This is a genomic window from Paenibacillus rhizophilus, from assembly GCF_003854965.1.
Taxonomy (GTDB): Bacteria; Bacillota; Bacilli; order Paenibacillales; family Paenibacillaceae; genus Paenibacillus_AQ; species Paenibacillus_AQ rhizophilus.
In genome coordinates this window covers 314687-334721 of the sequence record NZ_RQPI01000002.1, presented here as the reverse complement: position 1 = coordinate 334721, position 20035 = coordinate 314687, and the positions used below count along the sequence as shown (strand labels likewise).

At 51.7% G+C, this 20035-nt stretch carries 8 protein-coding genes; all 8 read left to right on the top strand.

Annotated elements, in window-relative coordinates:
- Positions 1–108: 108 nt before the first annotated feature.
- The 8 genes from EH198_RS06845 (at position 109) to EH198_RS06810 (ending at position 20018) form a co-directional block, all read left to right on the top strand.
- Entirely contained in the window at positions 109–336 is a 228-nt protein-coding gene (locus tag EH198_RS06845; RefSeq protein ID WP_124694798.1) for a hypothetical protein, read from the top strand.
- Between the two features lie 67 nt (positions 337–403).
- Positions 404–745 (top strand): hypothetical protein, encoded by a 342-nt coding sequence (locus EH198_RS06840; RefSeq protein ID WP_124694797.1) that lies wholly within the window; start codon positions 404–406, stop codon positions 743–745.
- 103 nt (positions 746–848) lie between these two features.
- On the top strand, positions 849–1211 hold the full coding sequence (gene ytfJ, locus EH198_RS06835; protein ID WP_185702781.1) for a GerW family sporulation protein: 363 nt from the start codon (positions 849–851) through the stop codon (positions 1209–1211).
- Positions 1212–1585: 374 nt separating this feature from the next.
- On the top strand, positions 1586–7669 hold the full coding sequence (locus EH198_RS06830; RefSeq protein ID WP_246014127.1) for a non-ribosomal peptide synthetase: 6084 nt from the start codon (positions 1586–1588) through the stop codon (positions 7667–7669).
- A 23-nt stretch (positions 7670–7692) separates the two neighbouring features.
- Positions 7693–8871 (top strand): MFS transporter, encoded by a 1179-nt coding sequence (locus EH198_RS06825; protein WP_124694795.1) that lies wholly within the window; start codon positions 7693–7695, stop codon positions 8869–8871.
- Positions 8868–17981 carry a type I polyketide synthase gene (locus EH198_RS06820; protein ID WP_124694794.1) on the top strand — a complete coding sequence of 3038 codons (9114 nt, stop codon included), beginning with the start codon at positions 8868–8870 and terminating at the stop codon, positions 17979–17981. The genes EH198_RS06825 and EH198_RS06820 overlap by 4 nt, the downstream gene beginning before the upstream one ends.
- Positions 17982–17993: 12 nt before the next feature.
- Positions 17994–19184 carry an Acg family FMN-binding oxidoreductase gene (locus tag EH198_RS06815; protein WP_124694793.1) on the top strand — a complete coding sequence of 397 codons (1191 nt, stop codon included), beginning with the start codon at positions 17994–17996 and terminating at the stop codon, positions 19182–19184.
- A gap of 108 nt (positions 19185–19292) precedes the next feature.
- Positions 19293–20018, top strand: coding sequence for a 4'-phosphopantetheinyl transferase family protein (locus EH198_RS06810; protein WP_124694792.1), 726 nt, complete (start codon positions 19293–19295; stop codon positions 20016–20018).
- Positions 20019–20035: the final 17 nt, after the last annotated feature.

The following is a 20035-nucleotide window of genomic DNA, read 5'->3' as shown; positions in this document are numbered from 1 at the left end:
TATTGAACTTGGTTATGCACCGGAATTACTGGAACGGAATGCATAAAACTTAGGGCTTTAAGGGATAATCTAATCAGCTTAAATCAATCCATTTTATGGGGGACTCACATGATCAAATCACGTATGGGTTTAATATTGGGCGCGGCGGCTTTACTATTGACACTGTCTCCGGAGGCTAGAAAGACCGTGAGAAGATGGGCGGTCAAGGGGACGGAGACCGTGCTTGATTTAACTGAAATGGCAAGAGATGCAGGTGCAGCGGGAAGAAGCAAGCTGCAGTCTCTAACAACTCACGACGAGGAAATAATTCCCGATCAAGCGGAACGACAACGATAATGCAAAACGGGGCACAATCTGATAAGACCGCAAAATGCGGTTATTTAGAAGATTGGAGGGTTTTCCTATGTTCCAGGGCGGATCATTATGGGCAGGTCTTCTTTCAGCAGGCATGTCTCAGTTTCAGGACACCAAGAGCTTGCAGCAAGGGCAGATGGGCAAGAAGGAATATACGGCTCAAACGGTGGAGAACGTAACCGGAGCTGTCGGCGTAATGGCCGGAGTGGAGTACGGAGCGGTGCTCGGCAGTACAGTGCTGCCCGGCGTAGGTACCGTGGTTGGAGCGGTGCTTGGCGGCGTATTGGGTGACCGGGTGGGCCGAGTCGTCGGCGGACAGGCGGGCAGTATGATAAGCAAGAACCCGCTGGTTAACAAGGTTGTTGAGCCTGTTAATGAGGCAATTCAGTAACAGGAAAGGCGGGGGAGAGCCCCCGCCTTTTTCTTTTTCACCGTTTGAAGGGAGGATACATTGTCAAGACTGGTTAGCACTGAAGCAGAGAGGAGGTGCCTCCATGTCCGAGCAAATTCAACAATTGGTGGAAACTGCATTGCATAATCTGAAAGGCATTAACGATGCAGAAACCGTCATCGGGAAACCGATCCAGACGCCGGATGGCACCGTTGTGATCCCCATTTGCCGAGCAAGCCTTGGGTTTGTGACCGGGGGTACGGAGTTTTCAAGCTCGGTCTCTTCGGTGCTGCCGTTTGGCGGAGGGATAGGCGGAGGCATGTCCTTGACTCCCGTCGCGTTTCTCATTATCGGCCCTTCCGGAGTCCAGACGGTATCGCTTGAATCCCCGAAAGATATATACAGCCGCATTATTGATCTGAGTCCGCAGCTGCTCGAAAAGTTGAAAAACTTGTTGGACAGGTAACCGGCGGGCGGGTGCCTTTTCAATTTATAAACAGGAGTTTGACCCCGAAGGCTCAATAAACTACGATTTCAAAATCCTCGAAAGTGATTTCAAAACCGCAATGAGCGCCAACAAACCCAATTTTTGGAATTAATACCTACAGTTTATTATGGATTTACTGCATAACTATGTTAATGCAATGTGAAATTTTGTATAAATTGAAATATAAGGTTAATTATCATTGACAAGAAATCCCAACCCAAGGTACATACATAATATAAGATCAATAATACGAAGTTTATCTTTCTCTTTAGCCTGATCTTTCATGAATTAATTACTGAGGGTGCACCTGGTGTTGACTTAAGCGAGTCTAACTAATTAAGGGGGATAGCTTAATGAGCAAAATGTATATTGATTCATCAAAAGAAAGCGGCATAACCAAGCAAAGGATTCTTCAGACGGTTTCCAATGTAACGGGCCACAGGATTGAAGACATTGAAGCGGAAATGTTTCTGGAAGAGGATCTTGGTCTGGATTCCATTAAGATGATCTCGTTGATGAATGAAATGATAAAGCTGATTCCGGAGGAGCAGCTGGATGATTTTCAAGACGCCCATCCGGTGGGGTCATTGCTGGTTATATCCACTGTCCGGGAATTGTTGGGAATTTTTGAGGAGTGGGAAGCCTCCCAGAATCAAGCTCTGGATTCTCCTGAAATTGCGGTTACTGCCGATGCGGCATACATAGCCGGAGAAGCGAATGAACAGTTGAAAGTGGAAGTCTGCGAATTGATCTCGGAAATTACCGGCCATAACATAGAGGATTTGCATGTGGATATGGACCTGGAAAGTGATTTGGGTCTGGATTCCATCAAAATGATTTCGCTCATGAACGGTATGCTGAAACTCATTCCTGCGGAACAGGTAGACGACTTTACCTGCAAATATTCCTTTGCTTCACTGCTCACCTTGCAGACGATAGGGGATATTGTGGAGTTGTTTGCCGATTGGCGGAAGAATGTTGGCACTGCCCCCCAACTGGTCATAAACACGGATACTCCTGTTTTGGCGCAAATTTCTGAAAATCACCCCGAATTTCTTGAAATCTTACATACCCAGTATTTATTTTTAGTCACGTATTTGTCCGTAGCCAATCTCTCGATCAGCACGGGAGTGAAGGTCAGGGGCGAACTGAATTTGGGAAGTCTGAGGGAGTCCTGGAGAGAGCTTATTTACCGCCATCCCATCCTCCGCGGCGTGTTTACCATTGATCAGGGGGCAAGCAGTCTGAAGGGCTACCGCCTGAAATTGCTGAAGGATATCACCCCGCCGGAAATTTCCGTTGAGGATATCAGGCATCTGGACCAAAAGGCTCAGCAGCAAGCCATCGCCCGGAAATTCGAAGACTCGCTGAATCATAAATTTGACATTACACAGTGGCCGCTGCACTCCTTCTCCGTAATACGTACCGCCGCTGATGAGTACGAGCTCATTTTGGACATCAACCATCTCATCTCGGACGGTCTGGGCAACCAGCAGATCGTGAAGGAATTGCTGGAGATTTATGGCGCGAGATCGCACAAGATAAACCCCCGGCTGGGACCTCCCCTCCGCGCTACAGAGTATAACGATATCGTTACAAAGCTTAATCAGTGGGAAGCTCCGGAGGAAATTCAAGCCTTGGACGATTACGTACGGAAGCAGGGGAGGGGAACCTATTTTTTCAACCCCTTTAAATCCTCCGGCAGATTGTCACCTGAACGCACGCAGGGGGCTGTAATCCATACCCGGAAATATTGGATCGACGAGCAGACAACGTCTCTCCTGATCAAGCGCACCAAAGCATGGCGCACCTCCTTGTTTGTTCTTCTGGTCAGCGCGTATTTAAAGACGATAAAACAGCAAGGGGAAGAGCAAAGCCAAATTATTCTCAATCTGCCGACAAGCGGAAAGCTGTACCCCAATCTGGATGCAACGGACGTTCTAAGCGCGTTTGCGCAGAATCTGGCACTTACCTTTTCTTGCGACGATGCCGGCGAAGGTTGGGAGTCGCTGGTCGGCAGAACCAGGGAAGTCATCAACAGCAAGTTATCTTTAGGAATGGACAGAGCGCAGACCTCCAGAGCCGCACACTACGCCAAAGACGCGATCCGCCTGCAAAATGGCAGCATGCCGGAAGCAGCAGCTTCGATGATCCGCTCGACTTTGAAATCAAACCTTTACCTCTCATTTGTAGGAAACACATCCATTGACAAGAGATACGGACAGTATGAAGTCCATGATTATGAAGCTTATACGGGAACCAATCCCGGGACGATCGACAATCTGGTTGAAATCTTTCAAGGCAGACTGATGATTACATCGAACTATGACAGCACCTTTTTTGACGACAGCTACATCGACAAGCATATGGGAAGATTCATCGAAAATATTAACCGGCTCGCCGCATTTGAAGTGAAGACCGCCGAATCTCTCTTCGTGGTGCAGGAAGCGAACGCTGCCCGGGAAGTTGGAGAGACAGAAGAGAAGCTTCGGGCCATCGTCGAAGAAATCTGTGCAAGGAAGCTTGGGGCCGAAGATATGTCCCGTGATTTGGAAGCAGAGCTGGGTCTGGATTCCCTGCAGCGTATCCGGCTCATCGCGCGGCTGGGTGGCGTATTCGGGAAAATCGATAAGGCAGCTTTGTTCGAGTGCCGGACGCTGAATGAAATGATTTCCAAAATGATAGGCGGAAGCACGGGGTCGTCTTTGGAGGACCAAACGGCGGCAACGAACATCCCTTATTTGAAAATCTCCGAACAATGCAAGCTTACCCCGGATGCCGTCGCTGTCCTGGACGGAGCACGAAGCGTCACTTACCGTGAGCTGGATGAATTATCCAACCGATTGGCGCATTATCTTCGCTCACAGGGGGTGAAATCCCAGACTCTGGTCGGGATCATGACGCTTCCCGGTCATCTTATGCTGATCGGAATTTTAGGAATTCTCAAGGCGGGGGCCGCCTATGTTCCTCTTGATCCGGTTTATCCGCCTGAACGGATTAAGTATATTACCCGGCATGCTCAGCTTCAATTTCTATTGACGGAACAGCTGCTGAAAGAGCAGGCGGAACTCATCGTTCAGGAGAGCCCGTCTATCAAGTCATTAATTTCTCTGGATGAAAATGCTGAAAAGAACAAACCGCAAGTCCATCTGGATTCGGCGCAATGGCGGAATTACTCCGATCGCGATCCTGACGTCGACAGTTCGCCCCATGATGTCATGGTAGTTCTATATACATCAGGATCAACCGGAAATCCGAAGGGAGTTGTACTTAATCACCGAGGCTATATGAACCGGCTGAAATGGCATCAAGAGACTTTCCGGCTGCAGCCCGGTGAACGGGTGGCGCAAAAGACTTCCTGCTGCTTCGACATCTCGGTTTGGGAGCTGCTTTGGCCGTTGATGTATGGTGGGACCGTATGCCCGGCCAAGCAGGAGATAGTCAAGAATCCGTGGAACCTGGCCCGGTGGATGAGCGATACCCGAATCAATGTCATGCATTTTGTGCCTTCATTGTTCGGTGAATTTGTAAATTCGCTTGAGGACGAGGGATATGCGTTTCCCGAGCTGCGCTGGCTCATTTTCAGCGGAGAAGGTCTTCCTCTCTCTTCTGTTCAGAAGTGGATGGACCGGTACGGGAGGTCCACCGGACTCGCCAATCTCTATGGTCCCACCGAGGCTTCCATCGATGTCACTTACCACATCATTTCCGAAAGACCAGGGGCGAACGGTGAGCTCAGCATTCCTATTGGAAAGCCTATCAACGGCGTGTTTATTAAAAATCTGGATGGGCAGATGCGTGAAGTGCCCGAGGGTGAAATGGGCGAGCTATGGATTGGCGGCATCCAACTGGCGAAAGGATATTTGCATGATCCGGAGAAAACCCGTGCAGCCTTCCATCCCAATCCGTTCCCGGATATTCCGGGGAAATTCATTTACCGTACAGGGGATTTAACGGTGAAAAGAGCAGACGGCAGCTACGAATATCATGGACGCATCGATAATCAGGTGAAGCTTCGCGGCTTCCGGGTGGAATTGGGTGAGATTGAGTCGGTCTTGGATGCCCATGACAATATCGACGAAGCCGCCGTCATTGTGGTCGAACCTGTTCCCGGACAGCAAACACTGCTGGCCTGCCTATCCGGCAAGATGACCGATGAAAAAGAAATCAAGGATTTCATTGGCCGGAAGCTCCCCTACTACATGATTCCACATCGTTTGGAGTGGCTGCCGCGGCTGCCGAAGAATCCGAACGGCAAGCTGGACCGAAAAGCGCTGCGAGACCGGTTCGGCGGATCAGGCTATCCGACAGCGCCTTCGGATAATCCTCAGTTCAAAGAGATCAAACAGGAGGACACACTTCCGCTGGCGCCGGCTCAAAGCTGGCTGATGAATTATTTTGAATCCCCGTATTGCTGGGCTGGCTATACCCGATTTGTCTACAACCAGCCGCTGGATTTGCAGCGGTTCAAGAAAGCCGCCGCTTTATTAAACGGGCGTCATGATGTGCTGAGAAGCGTCTTGGTGCAGAAGGACTCCGGATGGGAGCAGCGTTTCCTTTCTGAAGAAATGGACAGCAATGTAGATTTCTACGACGGTACCCATATGGAGGAAGCCCAAAGAAACGAAGCGATTCAAGCAACCCTGACAGAAGCGATAAAGGGATTACAGGTTGACCGGTGGCCTTTATGGAGAATTGTCGTCGTTCAGATTTCGGAGTCGTCGTACGATATTGCAGCGGTTGGCCATCATCTGATTTCGGATGTGATTACCAATCAGCTGTTGGTCCGGGAAATTTGGCAGATTTATGCCGGGCTCGGGTCGGAAGAGCAAAAAGTACAGCTTTCGAAGCCCAAATTGTATGCCGATTTCATACGGGCTGTGCAGGATGAAAAAAGAATCCATGCCAAAACCTATGTGGATTACTGGTCTTCTCAGTTTCCGCCGGAATCCGTATGCAAGCTCCCCACCGATTTTATCAAGGGGCCAAACGATGAGCAGTCCGCAAGGATTATACGCTTTGAATTTGACAAGGAAAGTACTTCGTCGATATTAGGTAAGGCCAAAAAGCACTTTGGCAGCAATGTATATCCGATTCTACTGGCTCCGCTTTACCGGATGCTGGGCAATCTCTTTCAGCGCTCCAAAATCATTGTCAGTCACCGGGTGCATGGGAGAGAACTGGGAAGCGCGCAGAGCTTTATGCAGACGCCGGGCAACTTTGCCGTCAATTTTCCAATGGGCATTCTTGTGGAGGAGAACAACGGTTGGCAGGAACTTGTCCGCAGCATTCGTCAGAGTCTGGAGGATGTTCCGCTTGGAGGGATGAGCTATGATCTCGTTTCCGAGAATTTGCCGATCTATATGTACCCGGACGTCAAATTGACTCCGATCAGGGCCAACTATCTCGGAAACCGGGATATGCCGAAGCTGCCGGGCTTCGAATTCTCGAAGGAGGGGCTGGACCGCCGTTTCGCACTGCCGGAGCAAAAAAGAATATCCGTCATTGAATTCTTCTTCTCCATCGAGGAGGGCAAGCTGGCCGTCGAAATCGAGTATTCGTCCAATCTTCATGCTGCCGAAACGATCAATCGCCTGGCGGAACATTACACCGAAAATATGCTAAAGCTGCTCTCGTCGATTGAATTGCCGGCACCGCATTTTAGCCTAAGAGAAGGACAGCTTTCCAATAAAGTGGCTATTGTTACCGGCGGCAGCAAAGGCATCGGACGGAGCATCGCTGAGTCGCTGGCCCGGGAGGGAGCCGATATTGTTCTAATATCCAGATCTGCTCGGCAGCTCCAGGAAACGGCCGAAGAGATCCGTAAGTTAGGTGCGGAGGTCCTGGCGATATCGGCGGACGTTAGCGATATTTCAACTGTCTATAAAGCTGTGGATCAGGCCGTAGAACGCTTCGGACATATTGATATTCTTGTCAACAGTGCCGGAATCACCGGAATGGCCGCGGCGGCGGATATGAGCCCCGAGGTGTGGAGCAAGATTATCCAGGTGAATCTGCTGGGGACGTATCACTTTTGCTATGCGGTAATCCCGCATCTGATGAAACAGAAACAGGGCAAGATCATCAATATCGGATCGGACTCTTCATTTATCGGTTATCCGATGATGAGCGCCTATGCGGCATCCAAGCATGGAGTTCTCGGACTGACCCGGTCTTTGTCGGAAGAGCTGAAGAACAGCAATATTCAGGTGAACGCGCTTTGCCCGGCGCTCGTGGATACCGATATGGCCCCCGCAGCGTTTAGGGGAAGGGCCATCCCTCCAACGGGAGTTGCCGACTCGGCGGTGTTCCTGGCTTCATCCCGTTCGGATTATATTACCGGGGAAGCTCTGCAAATCTATGGCAAGCAAGATATGAACTGGTTCGGAGCACAGCAGATGCAAATGCTGCAGGCTGTCATGCGCAAACAACCATGATTGTAAAAGGGGCTTAAGCGAAAATGGAGCAACAATCGGGCAAACTTCATGAACTCTTTGGCCGGGGCAAAGGGATCATTTACAGCATTGCCCTACTGGTGGGGACTTCCATGGGCGTCATTAACCCGCTCTCTACCACCCACATGACCACCAACCATGGAGATGAAATTTGGATTGGCGTCGTTTCTTCCTCTTATTTTTTCTTTATGGCGCTTGGTTCCGTTTTTGTGGACAGAACGATGAGAGGAAGCAACGTGAAAAAGGTCATATCTATAGGTCTGCTGCTAACCGCAGTTTGCGCGTCGCTTTTCCCGCTGTTCACCTCGAATGGAATCTGGCTGGCTCTGATGTCTGTGATGGGGATTGGCATTAGCTGCAATATGGTGGGGATGCAGACGGCGCTGCACAACCTTTCAAATGCGAAGAGTTTGGGGATGATCAACGGTATTTACAGCTTATGCTTTGCCTTGGGGCTGATTGTCAGTGCGGCGCTTGCGCCGCAGGTGTACGGCTATGCACCATGGCTGCCGTTTGCTTTCAGCGGCCTATGCCTCACGCTTGCCGCGGGAATTATTTATTTTAAGCTAACCGGTGTATTGGTCATTCCCGGGCGCGCTAGGGACAAGGTCATTTCCAAAATTACGCCGGCGCTCTTCGGCGCCTTCGTGTACGGGTTCAGTGAAACGATTGTCGTTTCTTTGTATCCCCTCTATTTAATAAGGGAGCATGTCGCGGTTTCCCGGACAGGGTATGCCTTAAGTATCTTTGTGGTCGGCAGCATCATCGGCCTGCTTCCATTAACCTATCTGGCTGACCGGATGGGGCGGAGGAAGTGCCTGGCTTTATGTGTGCTTTTTTCCACTTTGGCTGTGATCGGCATCGTGTCCGTTTCGGATTTATCTCTGAAAATGCTGTTTTCCTTCGCCGCCGGGTTTATGATCGGGCCGCTGTATCCTCTCTCGATGGCTCTTGCGGTTCAAGATTTGTCTGAAAGCGAGCGGTCTTCGGGAAATGCGTGGTTTACCACCTTTTACGGCTTTGGTTCGGCGGCGGGGCCGTTCTTCTCCTCTGTCGTGATGGACGTTTGGGGGCACCAGCATATTTTTACGGCAAGTCTGCTGCTGTTTGGCTTGTTTCTGACCCACATGTTTGTGACAAGAAAAGGTTCAAAAGTACGATTAGCCAAGGAGGAAATGTTGTGAGCAGACTTAAAAGGAAGAACAAAGAAAAGGACCTTTCTATTCTTAAAGGAAAGAGCATAACCGGCAAATATACCAAACTCGGCAATCTGGCGAATGCCCTTGTTCAAGTGACAGGGAATCCGGAAAGAGGCATCACTTTTATCCAAAATGATAACTCGGAGTTCTTCCTTTCGTATCAGGCGCTGCTGGACGGAGCTACCCGCCGCCTGGGGGGCCTGCAGGAACAAGGGTTTAAGCCGGGCCAGTATGCGCTGATTTTGCTGGAAGACAGCAAGGATTTCATTCTTACCTTCTGGGCCTGCATCCTTGGAGGCGTTATCCCTGTTCCGGCATCCTACCCGGCTTCCTCCAAGGTAATCAACACCTCGCTTAGCAAGCTGCTGGCGATATGGGAGGTTCTGGAGCGTCCCCGGATTCTGTCCGACCGCAGTCTGCTGGAGGCCCGTGAAGAAATGGAAACCACACTCGGCATCAGTGGATTGCAGATTCTCGAATCCTCAAGCCTGGATCAGGCGCAGCAGGACGGAATTCTTATGTTGGCTGACGCCCATTCGCCCGCGCTGATCCAATTCAGCTCCGGAAGCACCAATATACCAAAGGGAACCATTCTGACCCACGACAACCTGTTAACCAATTTAGAAGCCATAATATTCAGCATGGGGATGTCGGATGAAGACCGTTCCCTCGGCTGGATGCCGTATCACCACGATATGGGGCTGATCGGCTTTCACCTCTCCACCTTGGTCTGCGGCATCAATCAATTCAATATGACGCCCATGAAATTCGTCAAGCGGCCGACTTTGTGGCTCGATATGATCGACAAGCACAAGATCACCTTCTCCGGCTGCCCCAATTTCGGACTTCGTCTCGTTCACAGCAGAGTGAAGGAGGAGCAGCTGGGCTCCTGGGATTTAAGCTCGCTAAGATTGCTCTTTAACGGCGCGGAGCCCATTTCGGTCAAGACAATGCGGAAATTCACGGATAAGTTTGCAAAAAGCGGATTCAAAAAAAATGCCATGTATCCGGTCTACGGGATGGCTGAGGCCTGCCTGGCCGTTAGCTTTCCCGTCACCGGGGAAGAGCCTCTGGTTCACACGCTGAATCGCGAATTGCTGGCGGGTGAATCACGCGCCGAGGTCATTGACGAGGACGACAAACGGGCCACTTTAATGGCCGATGAAGGCTATCCTGTCAACGGCATGGAAATTCGGATTGTTGAGGATGAAACGGGAGTTGTCGTTCCCGAGGGAACGGTGGGTGAAATTCAGATTCGCGGCCGGAATGTTACTTCCGGCTACATCAACAACCCTGAGGCGACGGCCAAATCCTTTAAGGATGGCTGGTTAAAGACCGGCGATACCGGCTTTATTTTGAACGGGCGTTTAACGGTCAGCGGACGGATCAAGGACATTGTCTTCGTCAATGGACAGAACTTTTTCGCCCATGATATTGAAGCGGTCATCGAAGAACTGGACGAGGTTGAACCCGGAAAAATTGCCGTTTGCGGTTGGCATGATGAGGAAGAGGGAAAAGAAAAGGTAGGGCTGTTCTCTACCCAGCGGCTGCAAGAGAAGGATGTGAAGCCGGTCTATTCCCGAATCCTCCGCCATATCAACGAGACGATGGGTATTCCTGTCGACTATGTCTCCTTCATCCGCTCCATTCCCAAGACGACAAGCGGCAAAGTGCAGCGTTTCAATCTCGTCGGATCATTCAAGAAGGGCGAATTTCAGGATAAGACGTATCCGGCCTCTTATTTTACCGCTGAAGCCAAACCGCTCGTACCAGAGAATAAGCCGGGCGGCGAAGCCGTTTCCGGAGCATTTGCGGAGAACATTCGGAAGATATGGGCGACTGTTCTTAATAGACCGGTCGAAACCATAACGTACGATGAGCCCTTCTTGTCTTTGGGAGGCACCTCGCTAAAAGCGATGCAAGTTCTGGGGGCGCTTGAAGATGAACTGCATATTGAGTTAACGCATGATCTGTTAATCAAATGCCGCACTGTGCGTGAAATGGATGAGTACCTTGCCGCCTGGGTTAACTCCAACGGCAGCCCGTCCGAAGGCCGGAAGGGGCAGCCCGCTTCAAATGGCGGGAAGTCCGGCAGCGGGGATATTGCCGTGATCGCGATGGCCTGCCGCTTTCCGGGAGCTTCAAGTCCGGAGGAGTTTTGGCACAAGCTTGTGCAAGGAGAGCAGTCTATCGGCGAAGTGCCTGGCAACCATTGGAATATTGATGACTATTACAGTCCTAGCCCGGAATTCGGCAAGACCTACTGCCGTACAGGGGGCTTTCTTGACAATCCTTACGGCTTTGACGCCAGCCTGTTTGGAATCTCCGATGAAGAAGCGGCCGTAATGGACCCGCAGCAGCGGATGGTCCTGGAACTGACTTACGAACTGATCGAACGGGCGGGGTATTCCCGGCAGCAAATGAGCGGCAAAAAGGTTGGATTATTTGTCGGCGCGGGAGGAAATTCCTATTTCGAATACCATCTGAATACCTTGAACCGGATGAAGCTGCAGAGCTTCGACAGCTTCGCCGTGCTCAGCCGAGAACAGCAGGATCACATACTGGAAGAGTGGAGGTGGAAGCTGGGTCACACAGGCGATCACTCCAATCTGCTGGTCGATAATATCGTCAATATGATTCCGGCTCGGACCTCCCAGGAATTCAATTTCAAAGGTCCGAGCATGGCAGTGGATACGGCCTGCTCATCGTCGCTGGTTACGCTGCACCTGGCAGCCGATTCCATTCGCAGAGGAGAATGCGAGTCCGCTATAGCCGGAGGAGTTTCCCTCCTGCTGACGCCTACCTCCTATCAATATTTCAGCAATGCCGGCGCTTTATCCGCCAGCGGGCGCAGCAGCGTCTTTGATGCCGATGCGGATGGTTTCGTACCCGGAGAAGGGGGCGGGCTGGTGATGCTGAAGTCCCTTGAACAAGCGCAAAGAGACGGAGATTCCGTCCTGGCGGTTCTGAGGGCCAGTGAAATCAACAATGACGGCCATTCCATTGGTGTAATGGCTCCCAATCCTGACGGGCAGAGAGCGTTGATCGAGTCCCTCTATGTGCGCAGCGGGCTGAATCCGGCGGACATTCAGTATGTGGAAGCTCATGGAACGGGCACGAAAATCGGCGACCCCAGTGAAGTACGGGCGCTGGATAAAGCATTCAAGCGCTGGGGGCTTGCAAGGCAGTCGATTGCCATTGGTTCGGTAAAATCCAATATCGGGCACCTTTTAGGGGCGGCGGGAATCGCCAGCTTTATTAAAATCGTCATGGCCCTTAGAAACAAAACTATGCCGCCGCAGGTGAATGTCGTTCAGCCGAATCCGATGCTGAAATTTGAGCAGACCCCTTTCTATCTGCTCTCGGAAGCCAGCGAATGGAAAGTAGCAGATGGAGCGGCCAGACGTGCGGCCATTAACTCTTTCGGCTTTGGCGGTACCAACAGCCATATGGTTGTTGAAGAGGCGCCGCAAGGACACACGATTAGCAGGGAAGCGTATCCGGAGCGGCCGAAGCATGTTATCGGGCTGTCGGCTCATACCCATTCCGCACTGGAGCAAAAGAAGGCGGATCTGGCGGCCTTTCTCGAACAATCCGGAGAGTATTCGCTCGGGGATATTTGCTATACGGAAAATGTTGCGCGTACGGCGCTGCCGCACCGTTTCCATGCTGTAGCGGAATCGGCCCAGGACCTTATCGGCAAATTAAAACTCAGTTCACCGGAATCGGCCCCAGCCTTAATCCCGCCGAAGATTGCGTTGATGTTTACCGGACAAGGTTCGCAATACGCGGGGATGGGCAGAGTTTTATACGATCAACTTCCCGCTTTCCGTAAAGTTGTGGACGATTGCTCCGAAGCCTTTTATCCGTATCTGCAGCTGAAGCTGACCGATTTGCTCTACGGCGCAGAGGCCGATAACCAAGTTCTTGCACAGACGAACATCACCCAACCGGCCGTCTTCACGATGGACTATGCCTTTGGCAGGCTGCTGCTGGATTTGGGCATCCGGCCCGCTTACCTGCTCGGTCACAGCATCGGGGAATGGGCTGCCGCTTGTCTCGCTGGAGTCGTCAGCCTTGCGGATGCGGCAAGATTGGTAGCCGCAAGAGGCAAATTAATGAGTGAGCTGCCGGCTGCGGGGGCCATGGCCGCCGTATTTACATCAAGCAGCAAGCTTGATGCCTTGATGCAGTCCTTTGAAGATTCCTTGTGGGTCGCCGGATACAACGTCACGCATCAGGTTGTGTCCGGAACGGTGGAGGCGGTGGAAGCATTTGTGACCGCGCTGCAGACACAGGGAATCGGAGCTAAGAGACTAAACGTTTCCCAAGCCTTTCACACGCCGCTGATGCAGCCGATGCTGGATGCGTTCAAGAAAGAACTGGAAGCTACGGAGTTCCACGCTCCGCAAATTCCGGTCATCTCCAATGTGAGTGGCGAAATCATTAAGGAGCCTTTGACGGCGCAGTATTGGATGCAGCATATTCTGGATGCTGTAATGTTTGAGCAAAGCATAACGTACGCGATAGCCCAGGAGGTTTCGGTTCTGGTCGAATGCGGACCGGACGCGATCCTCGCCGGAATGGCCGGAGGCTTGCAGCACCCAAGTAAACCGCAGGTGCTCCATACCCTTAGCCGCAAGAAAGATAACTGGGAGACCTGGCTCGGTACGCTTGGGCAATTATTTTCGCTGGGAGCCAGCATCAATTGGACGGCGATGGAGCCCGATCATATCTACCGGAAAGCGGCGCTGCCGGCTTATCCTTTTGAGCACATGACGTTCAAGCCGGATTTTGGAGCAGGCTCGGAAGCTGGGGCGAATGGCAGCGGTTTGTTCCATGAATGGCAGTGGAAGCCTGAAGCCCTCGCCGACAACACCCTTATAAATGAAGGGGCTGTGCTCGTATGGGGCGGCAACCAGGAGATCGGCGGGGAACTGGAGCGCTCAATGGACGCTGAACGAAATCCGGTCTTCTTTGTAGCCTCCGGCGATAAGTTCCACTACGATGGCAAGCGCAGCTTTACTATACGGCCGGACCATGCGGAGGATTATACGGATTTACTGGAACAGATCCCAGGCAAGCTATCGGCTGTTATTCATTTATCCAATTATCTGCAGGAAGAGCTTCAGACTGAAAATCTGCTAAATGACAATAGCATGAATGAAAATTTCTACAGTCTGCTTCACTTGGGGCAAGGTTTGGTCCGTCACGGGCTGAGCAACGTGCATCTTGTAATAGTTACGAATAAAGCTTATTCACTCCCTGACGATGCAGGCGGGGGCAATCCGAATCAGGCGGCGGCCGCCACACTGGGTCAGGTCATTGATTCCGAAAATGACGGAATCCGGGTGTCGGTGATCGATTTGAACAAGGAGGAATACCCGGCAGGCGGGGATTTTGCCAAAACATTGACGACCGCAATGCAACAGGAGGCGGATGAGGAGTCGATTTCAGCTATACGCGGCGGAGTCCGTTATGTCCGCACCTTGGAGAAAATGCCCGTGCCGGCAGTCGGAAAAAGCATTGAACTTCACGATGGGGAAACCTACCTGATCACCGGAGGCACAGGGCTGGTGGGAAGCCAAATTGCTCTGGCGCTTGCTCGGCAAGCAAGGATAAATGTGGTTCTTACGGGCAGAAAACAGCTTCCGCCCGATCATCTTCTCCTGCCGAAACTGGAAGAGCTGGGAGCTCAGGTTATGTATGCGGCCGTCGATGTTACGGATCAGGTCCAAATGGAGGATCTGCTGCGCAAGATTAACGCCGCCTACGGCCCTCTGCATGGAGTAATTCATGCCGCAGGGCAACTGGAGTACACGCCTCATAAGCTGTTAAGCCGAAGTGTAAGCGATATTGACAACGTCCTGGCTCCCAAATGGAAGGGGACCATTATTACGGATCTCGTAACCCGTACGGAGCCCCTGCGATTCTTCGCGGCCCTATCTTCCGTTTCGGCCACCCGCAAAGCATGGGCCTCGGGTCTTGGCGATTATGCCGCGGCCAACGCTTTCTTGAATGGCTACAGTTCCTATCGGACCAAAGAGCTGGCTCCGGGGCGTTCCTTGTCGATCAACTTCTCGCTCTGGTCGGATACGGGGGCGGAAACGGAGTTTGGAGATCTTCTTGAGCTGACGCTTAGAGCACAAGGGCTGAAGCCGCTTGTTCATTCGAAAGCCGCCGATGCATTCCTGAGAGCCTTGGGAACCGACCGATTGGATGTTATTCATATCCTGGACCTGGTAAAAAGCGAGGAGAAAAAGGAACGCTCGACCGCGCTTAAAGCAGAGCGGCAGCCCGCAGCCGCCAATTCCGGCGCCCGTTCGCCGGTTTATCGTACTGCGAAAGAAGTTCGGGATATTGTGTACCGGACGATTGCCGAGCAGCTTCAAGTTCCTGTCAGCCATCTGGATGCGGGCAAGAACTTCATGGAACTTGGACTCGATTCGCTTGGGGCGGTCCAGGTTGTTTCCAAGCTCGGCGGCATATTTAATACCGAACTGTACCCGACGCTTATTTTTGAATACCAGACACCGGAAGAATTATCCGCACATATCGAAGAACTGCTAACAGCGGACCCTGTGAAAATGACTGCTCACGAAGAGAATAAGAAACCAGAAGAGAGCAGGAAGGATGAAAAACTTCAGGATATCGCCATTATCGGGATCGGTCTGCGCATACCCGGAGCAAACAATCAGGAGGAATATTGGGAGCTGCTGCATAACGGCAGAAGCGCCATCCGCCCCGTTGCTCCCGGAAGATGGTCTAATCATGAGCATGTGAACACCGATGCAAATGTGCTTCATACGACCTACATGAGCCGTGGAGGCTTTATTGATGCTCCGTATGACTTTGATCCTTTGTTCTTTGGGATGTCGCCTAAAGAAGCGGAGGCCACCGATCCACAGCAGAGGATCTTCCTGCAGATTGCCTGGGAGGCCTTGCAGCAAGCAGGATACGGGGGGAAATACCGCACCCGCAAAATCGGCGTGTTCGCAGGCTGCGAGCAGAACACCTACATGGAGCATTTCGCCAATTACCGTTCCTATATGCTGATTAAAAACCGTCTGGCGGACAGCCCCGCCTTCAACCGGATGAACCCTGAAGAACGGCAAGAAATTCTCGCTGGCATTTCCGGCGTGCTGGAGCCGGCCCGGCTCGTTCCGGATACGGTCGCCGGAAATGGCCTGAATGAGGTGGCGGCGCGGGTAAGCCACTGCTTGAATTTGACGGGACCCAGTCTGATCGTAAATTCCGCCTGCTCCTCTTCCCTGGTAGCGATTCACATGGCCTGCGAAAGTCTGCGCACCGGGGAATCGGAAATGGCCATTGCGGGCGGGGTGAACCTGAACCTAAGCCCAACGCCGTTTGTCTCCCTAAGCCGGGTAACCGCGCTGTCGCCGACAGGGGTCTGCTATCCGTTTGACCAAAGAGCTAACGGAATGGTGCTGGGTGAAGGGGCGGGAGCCATACTGCTGAAGCCGCTTGAAGCCGCGCTGAGAGACGGCGATTGCATCCACGCGGTGATCAAAGGCTCGGCCATTAACAACGACGGCCGCTCCCAGGGAATTACGGCACCAAGACCGCAAGGCCAAGCCGAAGTTATCAGAGAAGCGTTCCGGCGGTCGGGAATTCATCCCGAAACCATTTCTTATGTCGAAACGCACGGCACAGCCACGCCGCTGGGGGACCCCATTGAAGTTGAGGGGATGACCCAGGCGTTCAGCTCCTTTACGGACAAGACGCAGTTTTGCGGAATCGGTTCGGTCAAATCCTCCGTTGGGCACATGCTTTCGGCCGCCGGGGTAACCAGTCTGATTAAGGTGGCCCTTGCGCTCAAGCATCAAACCCTGCCGCATACGCTGAATTATGACCAGCCGAATCCGAATATTGATTTTGAGCATTCCCCGTTCTATGTGGTCGATAAACATCCAAGACCCTGGAAGGCGGAAGGAAGCGCTCCGCTCAGAGCAAGCGTCAATGCCTTCGGATTTGGAGGAACCAACGCCCATGTTATTTTGGAACAAGCGCCGCAAATTTCGGATACGCCTTCCCCGGCCGACAACGGGCCGCATCTGCTGCTGCTTACGGGCAGAAATGAACAAGGCATCAGAGCAGTCGCCGGAAACCTCAGAGCGCATCTGGAGAAGCAAGCGGAGGTTAGCGTAGCTTCAGTATGCTGCACAATGAATCTTTCACAGAAAGAAATGTCCGTCAAAGCTGCGGCCGTCATTAAATCGAAAGAGCATTTGACCAGCGTTCTTTCTGCGGTTGAAAATGGCGAGTCTTTTGCGGAAATTAGCAGAGGGCGTTCGAATCCAAGCCGAACTGCAGCGGTCCATCTCATGCTGGACGGTAAAATAACCGTGAGCGGCAGCGAACTGGATGTGCTCTGCTCCCGGTTCCCTGGCTTTGGCTCTGCCTACCGGAAGGCGAAACAAGAAATAAAGGATGGCGGGGAGAAGCTTGAGTCCTTTGCTCTTCAATATGCTGCATCAAAGCTGCTGCTCGATTTAGGGATTCGTCCTGCCGGAATCTTTGCCGAGGGAACAGGCATACTCGCGGCGCTCGTTCTCACGGGCCAAGTTTCGCTGCGGCAAGCCGCATTATTCATTCAGGACGGAAATGGGGAGCCCATTGATACAACAACCGATGCCCAGGAATTTTTAAAATGCCCGGTGGTAACTCCTTCAGGCGTAATCTATCGCAGCCACAACCGCGAGCTCTGGCCTTTCGTCAGGAACGCTACCCGGGATAAATTGGAGGAACAAGATTTTATGGAAGCCTTGGGTGCGGGCGAAGCTTTGATTTATTACGGAAGCGATCTTCGCTCTGTTAATCTGCCGGTCAGTCATCGCGATACAATCCATACCCTAAACCTCTCGCTGGAATTCGACGCCGTGGAGAATCTTTTGCAGGGGATGGGCAAGCTGTATGTTCTTGGAGTTCCATTTGATCCGTCCGGACTTTTTGATCCCCATGAGAAAAAGGTTCTCTTGCCGACCTATCCGTTCGCTAATGAAACCTATAAGGTTTCATATGAACAAGAGGAAGAACCGGCCAATAAGACAGGGCTCAGAAAAATAGAGGTATAAAGGGAGAGGGGCATGAGCAAGGGTTACAAAATAACGAAGATCGTTATCCTATCTATCGTTGTTCTGCTCGCCGTGCTGGCCGTGACCTTGTTCACAGCCAGCGGTGCGCAGAAGAAAGCCAAGTATCTCGATCCTTGGAAACGGGATTATGCCGAACAGTTCGAGGACCCGCGATTGCAGCTCATAGCTCATGGATTATTGGCCGCGAACAGCCACAACCTGCAGCCATGGAAGATTCAGTTAGATCGACAGAACCCGCTGGCGTTCTACCTTTACACGGACAACGAACGGCTCGCGCTGGAATCGGACCCTTTAGCCAGGCAAACGTTGGTTTCACAAGGCACCTTTTTGGAATATATGCGGGTAGCCGGCGAGCAGCTGGGGTATCCCCCCGAGATCGTCCTGTTTCCGGATGGGGAGTACGATGAACAACATTTAAGCGAGAGTATGGAACGGAAGCCGGTGGCGAAGATTACGCTGTCCAAGGCAAACCTGCAATCTAATCCGCTCTATGAATTCATGTTCTTGCCGGATACGAACAGAATGGCCTATCAGCCGGATGAAATCACGCCAGCTCAAATCCGGAAGCTGAACAAAACCAACACGGACCAAGAATTGATCTTATCTATCCTGAACGATAAAGCGGATATCGAGAAGTTTGGAGCCTACGGTGTGGAGGGTACGGACATCGAAACCGGGCTGCGGCGGATGAATGACGAGTCGGCCCGGATCTTCCGTTCCAATGAGTATCAGAAAAATAAATACCGTTTTGGATTTTCGTTCGAAGGACAAGGGACCACGGGATTAAAAAAGCATCTGCTGCAAGGATTAATCACGATCATTCCATTCCTTAACAATGAGGAAGCATCTACCAAGCTTGCAGTCCAAGCGGCGCAAACCGCAGCAGACCATACTCCGGCGTATGCCTTGATCCTTAGCAAGGATAACAGCAGGACCAGCCAGGTTAAGGCGGGAATGTTGTACAGCAGGCTCATACTTACCGCGCATGAGGAAGGACTCGTGATGCAGCCGCTTAGCCAAGTATTGGAGGAATATCCGGAAATGAGGGAGCCTTACAGCAGAATCCACAGGGAATATGCGGCGGGGGGAGAAACGATCCAGTTTCTGATCCGCTTGGGGAGGTCGACCCAGGAGACTCCGCTCAGCATGAGGCGGAACGCTGTGGATTTGATATCGGAATAAGAAAGATTGCAGTATAACGTACAGGTAAACGCGGCAGTGAGCAGGGGTAGACACTCCTCTGTTCACTGTTCATTTTTTTATGTTTATTGAAGGAGTGGATTGTAATCAATGGTTGAAGTCTATGCGCTGCCGCTACCACATGAAGACGGTTTTCAGAAAAATATGGAATTGTGCGGATATGTGTCGTCAGAGAAAAATACACGTATCCAGCGCATGGCAAGCAAAAAAGATGCATTGAGGATTCTTTGGGCTGATTTGCTCATCCGCGTTCTGATTATGGACAAATACAAGCTGAAAAACGAGGAGATTTCGTTCATTACCAACCCCTATGGCAAGCCTGTTTTTGAGGGAGATCCAAGCTTTGCATTTAATCTATCCCACTCCGGGAACTGGATCGTTGCGGCCGTTGCCGAACAAGGACAATGGATCGGGGTTGATATTGAGGAAATTCGGCCGATCGAGCTCGACATTGCCGAACGTTTTTTCGCGCCGGCGGAGTACCGCCATTTGATTACGGAGAGCAAGTCCCGTCAACTGGGGTATTTCTATGATTTATGGACACTGAAAGAAAGCTATCTCAAAGCTACCGGTGCAGGACTCACGCTTCCTCTTGATTCATTTGCGATCCATAAGGACAGGGAATCCGGCACCATTTCCATTTCCCAGACGCATTCCGCGCATGCGTTCTTTTTTCGGCAATATGATGTTGATCCTTCCTACAAGCTGTCCGTGTGTTCCACGGAGGAAGGCTTTGCCGCTGCTGTTAAAAGGGTTGATTGTAGCGAGGTTTATGAGCGGATAAGCGGAATTCCTGTGAAAAGCACTAATTTGTAAGATTTGTCCAATATCCC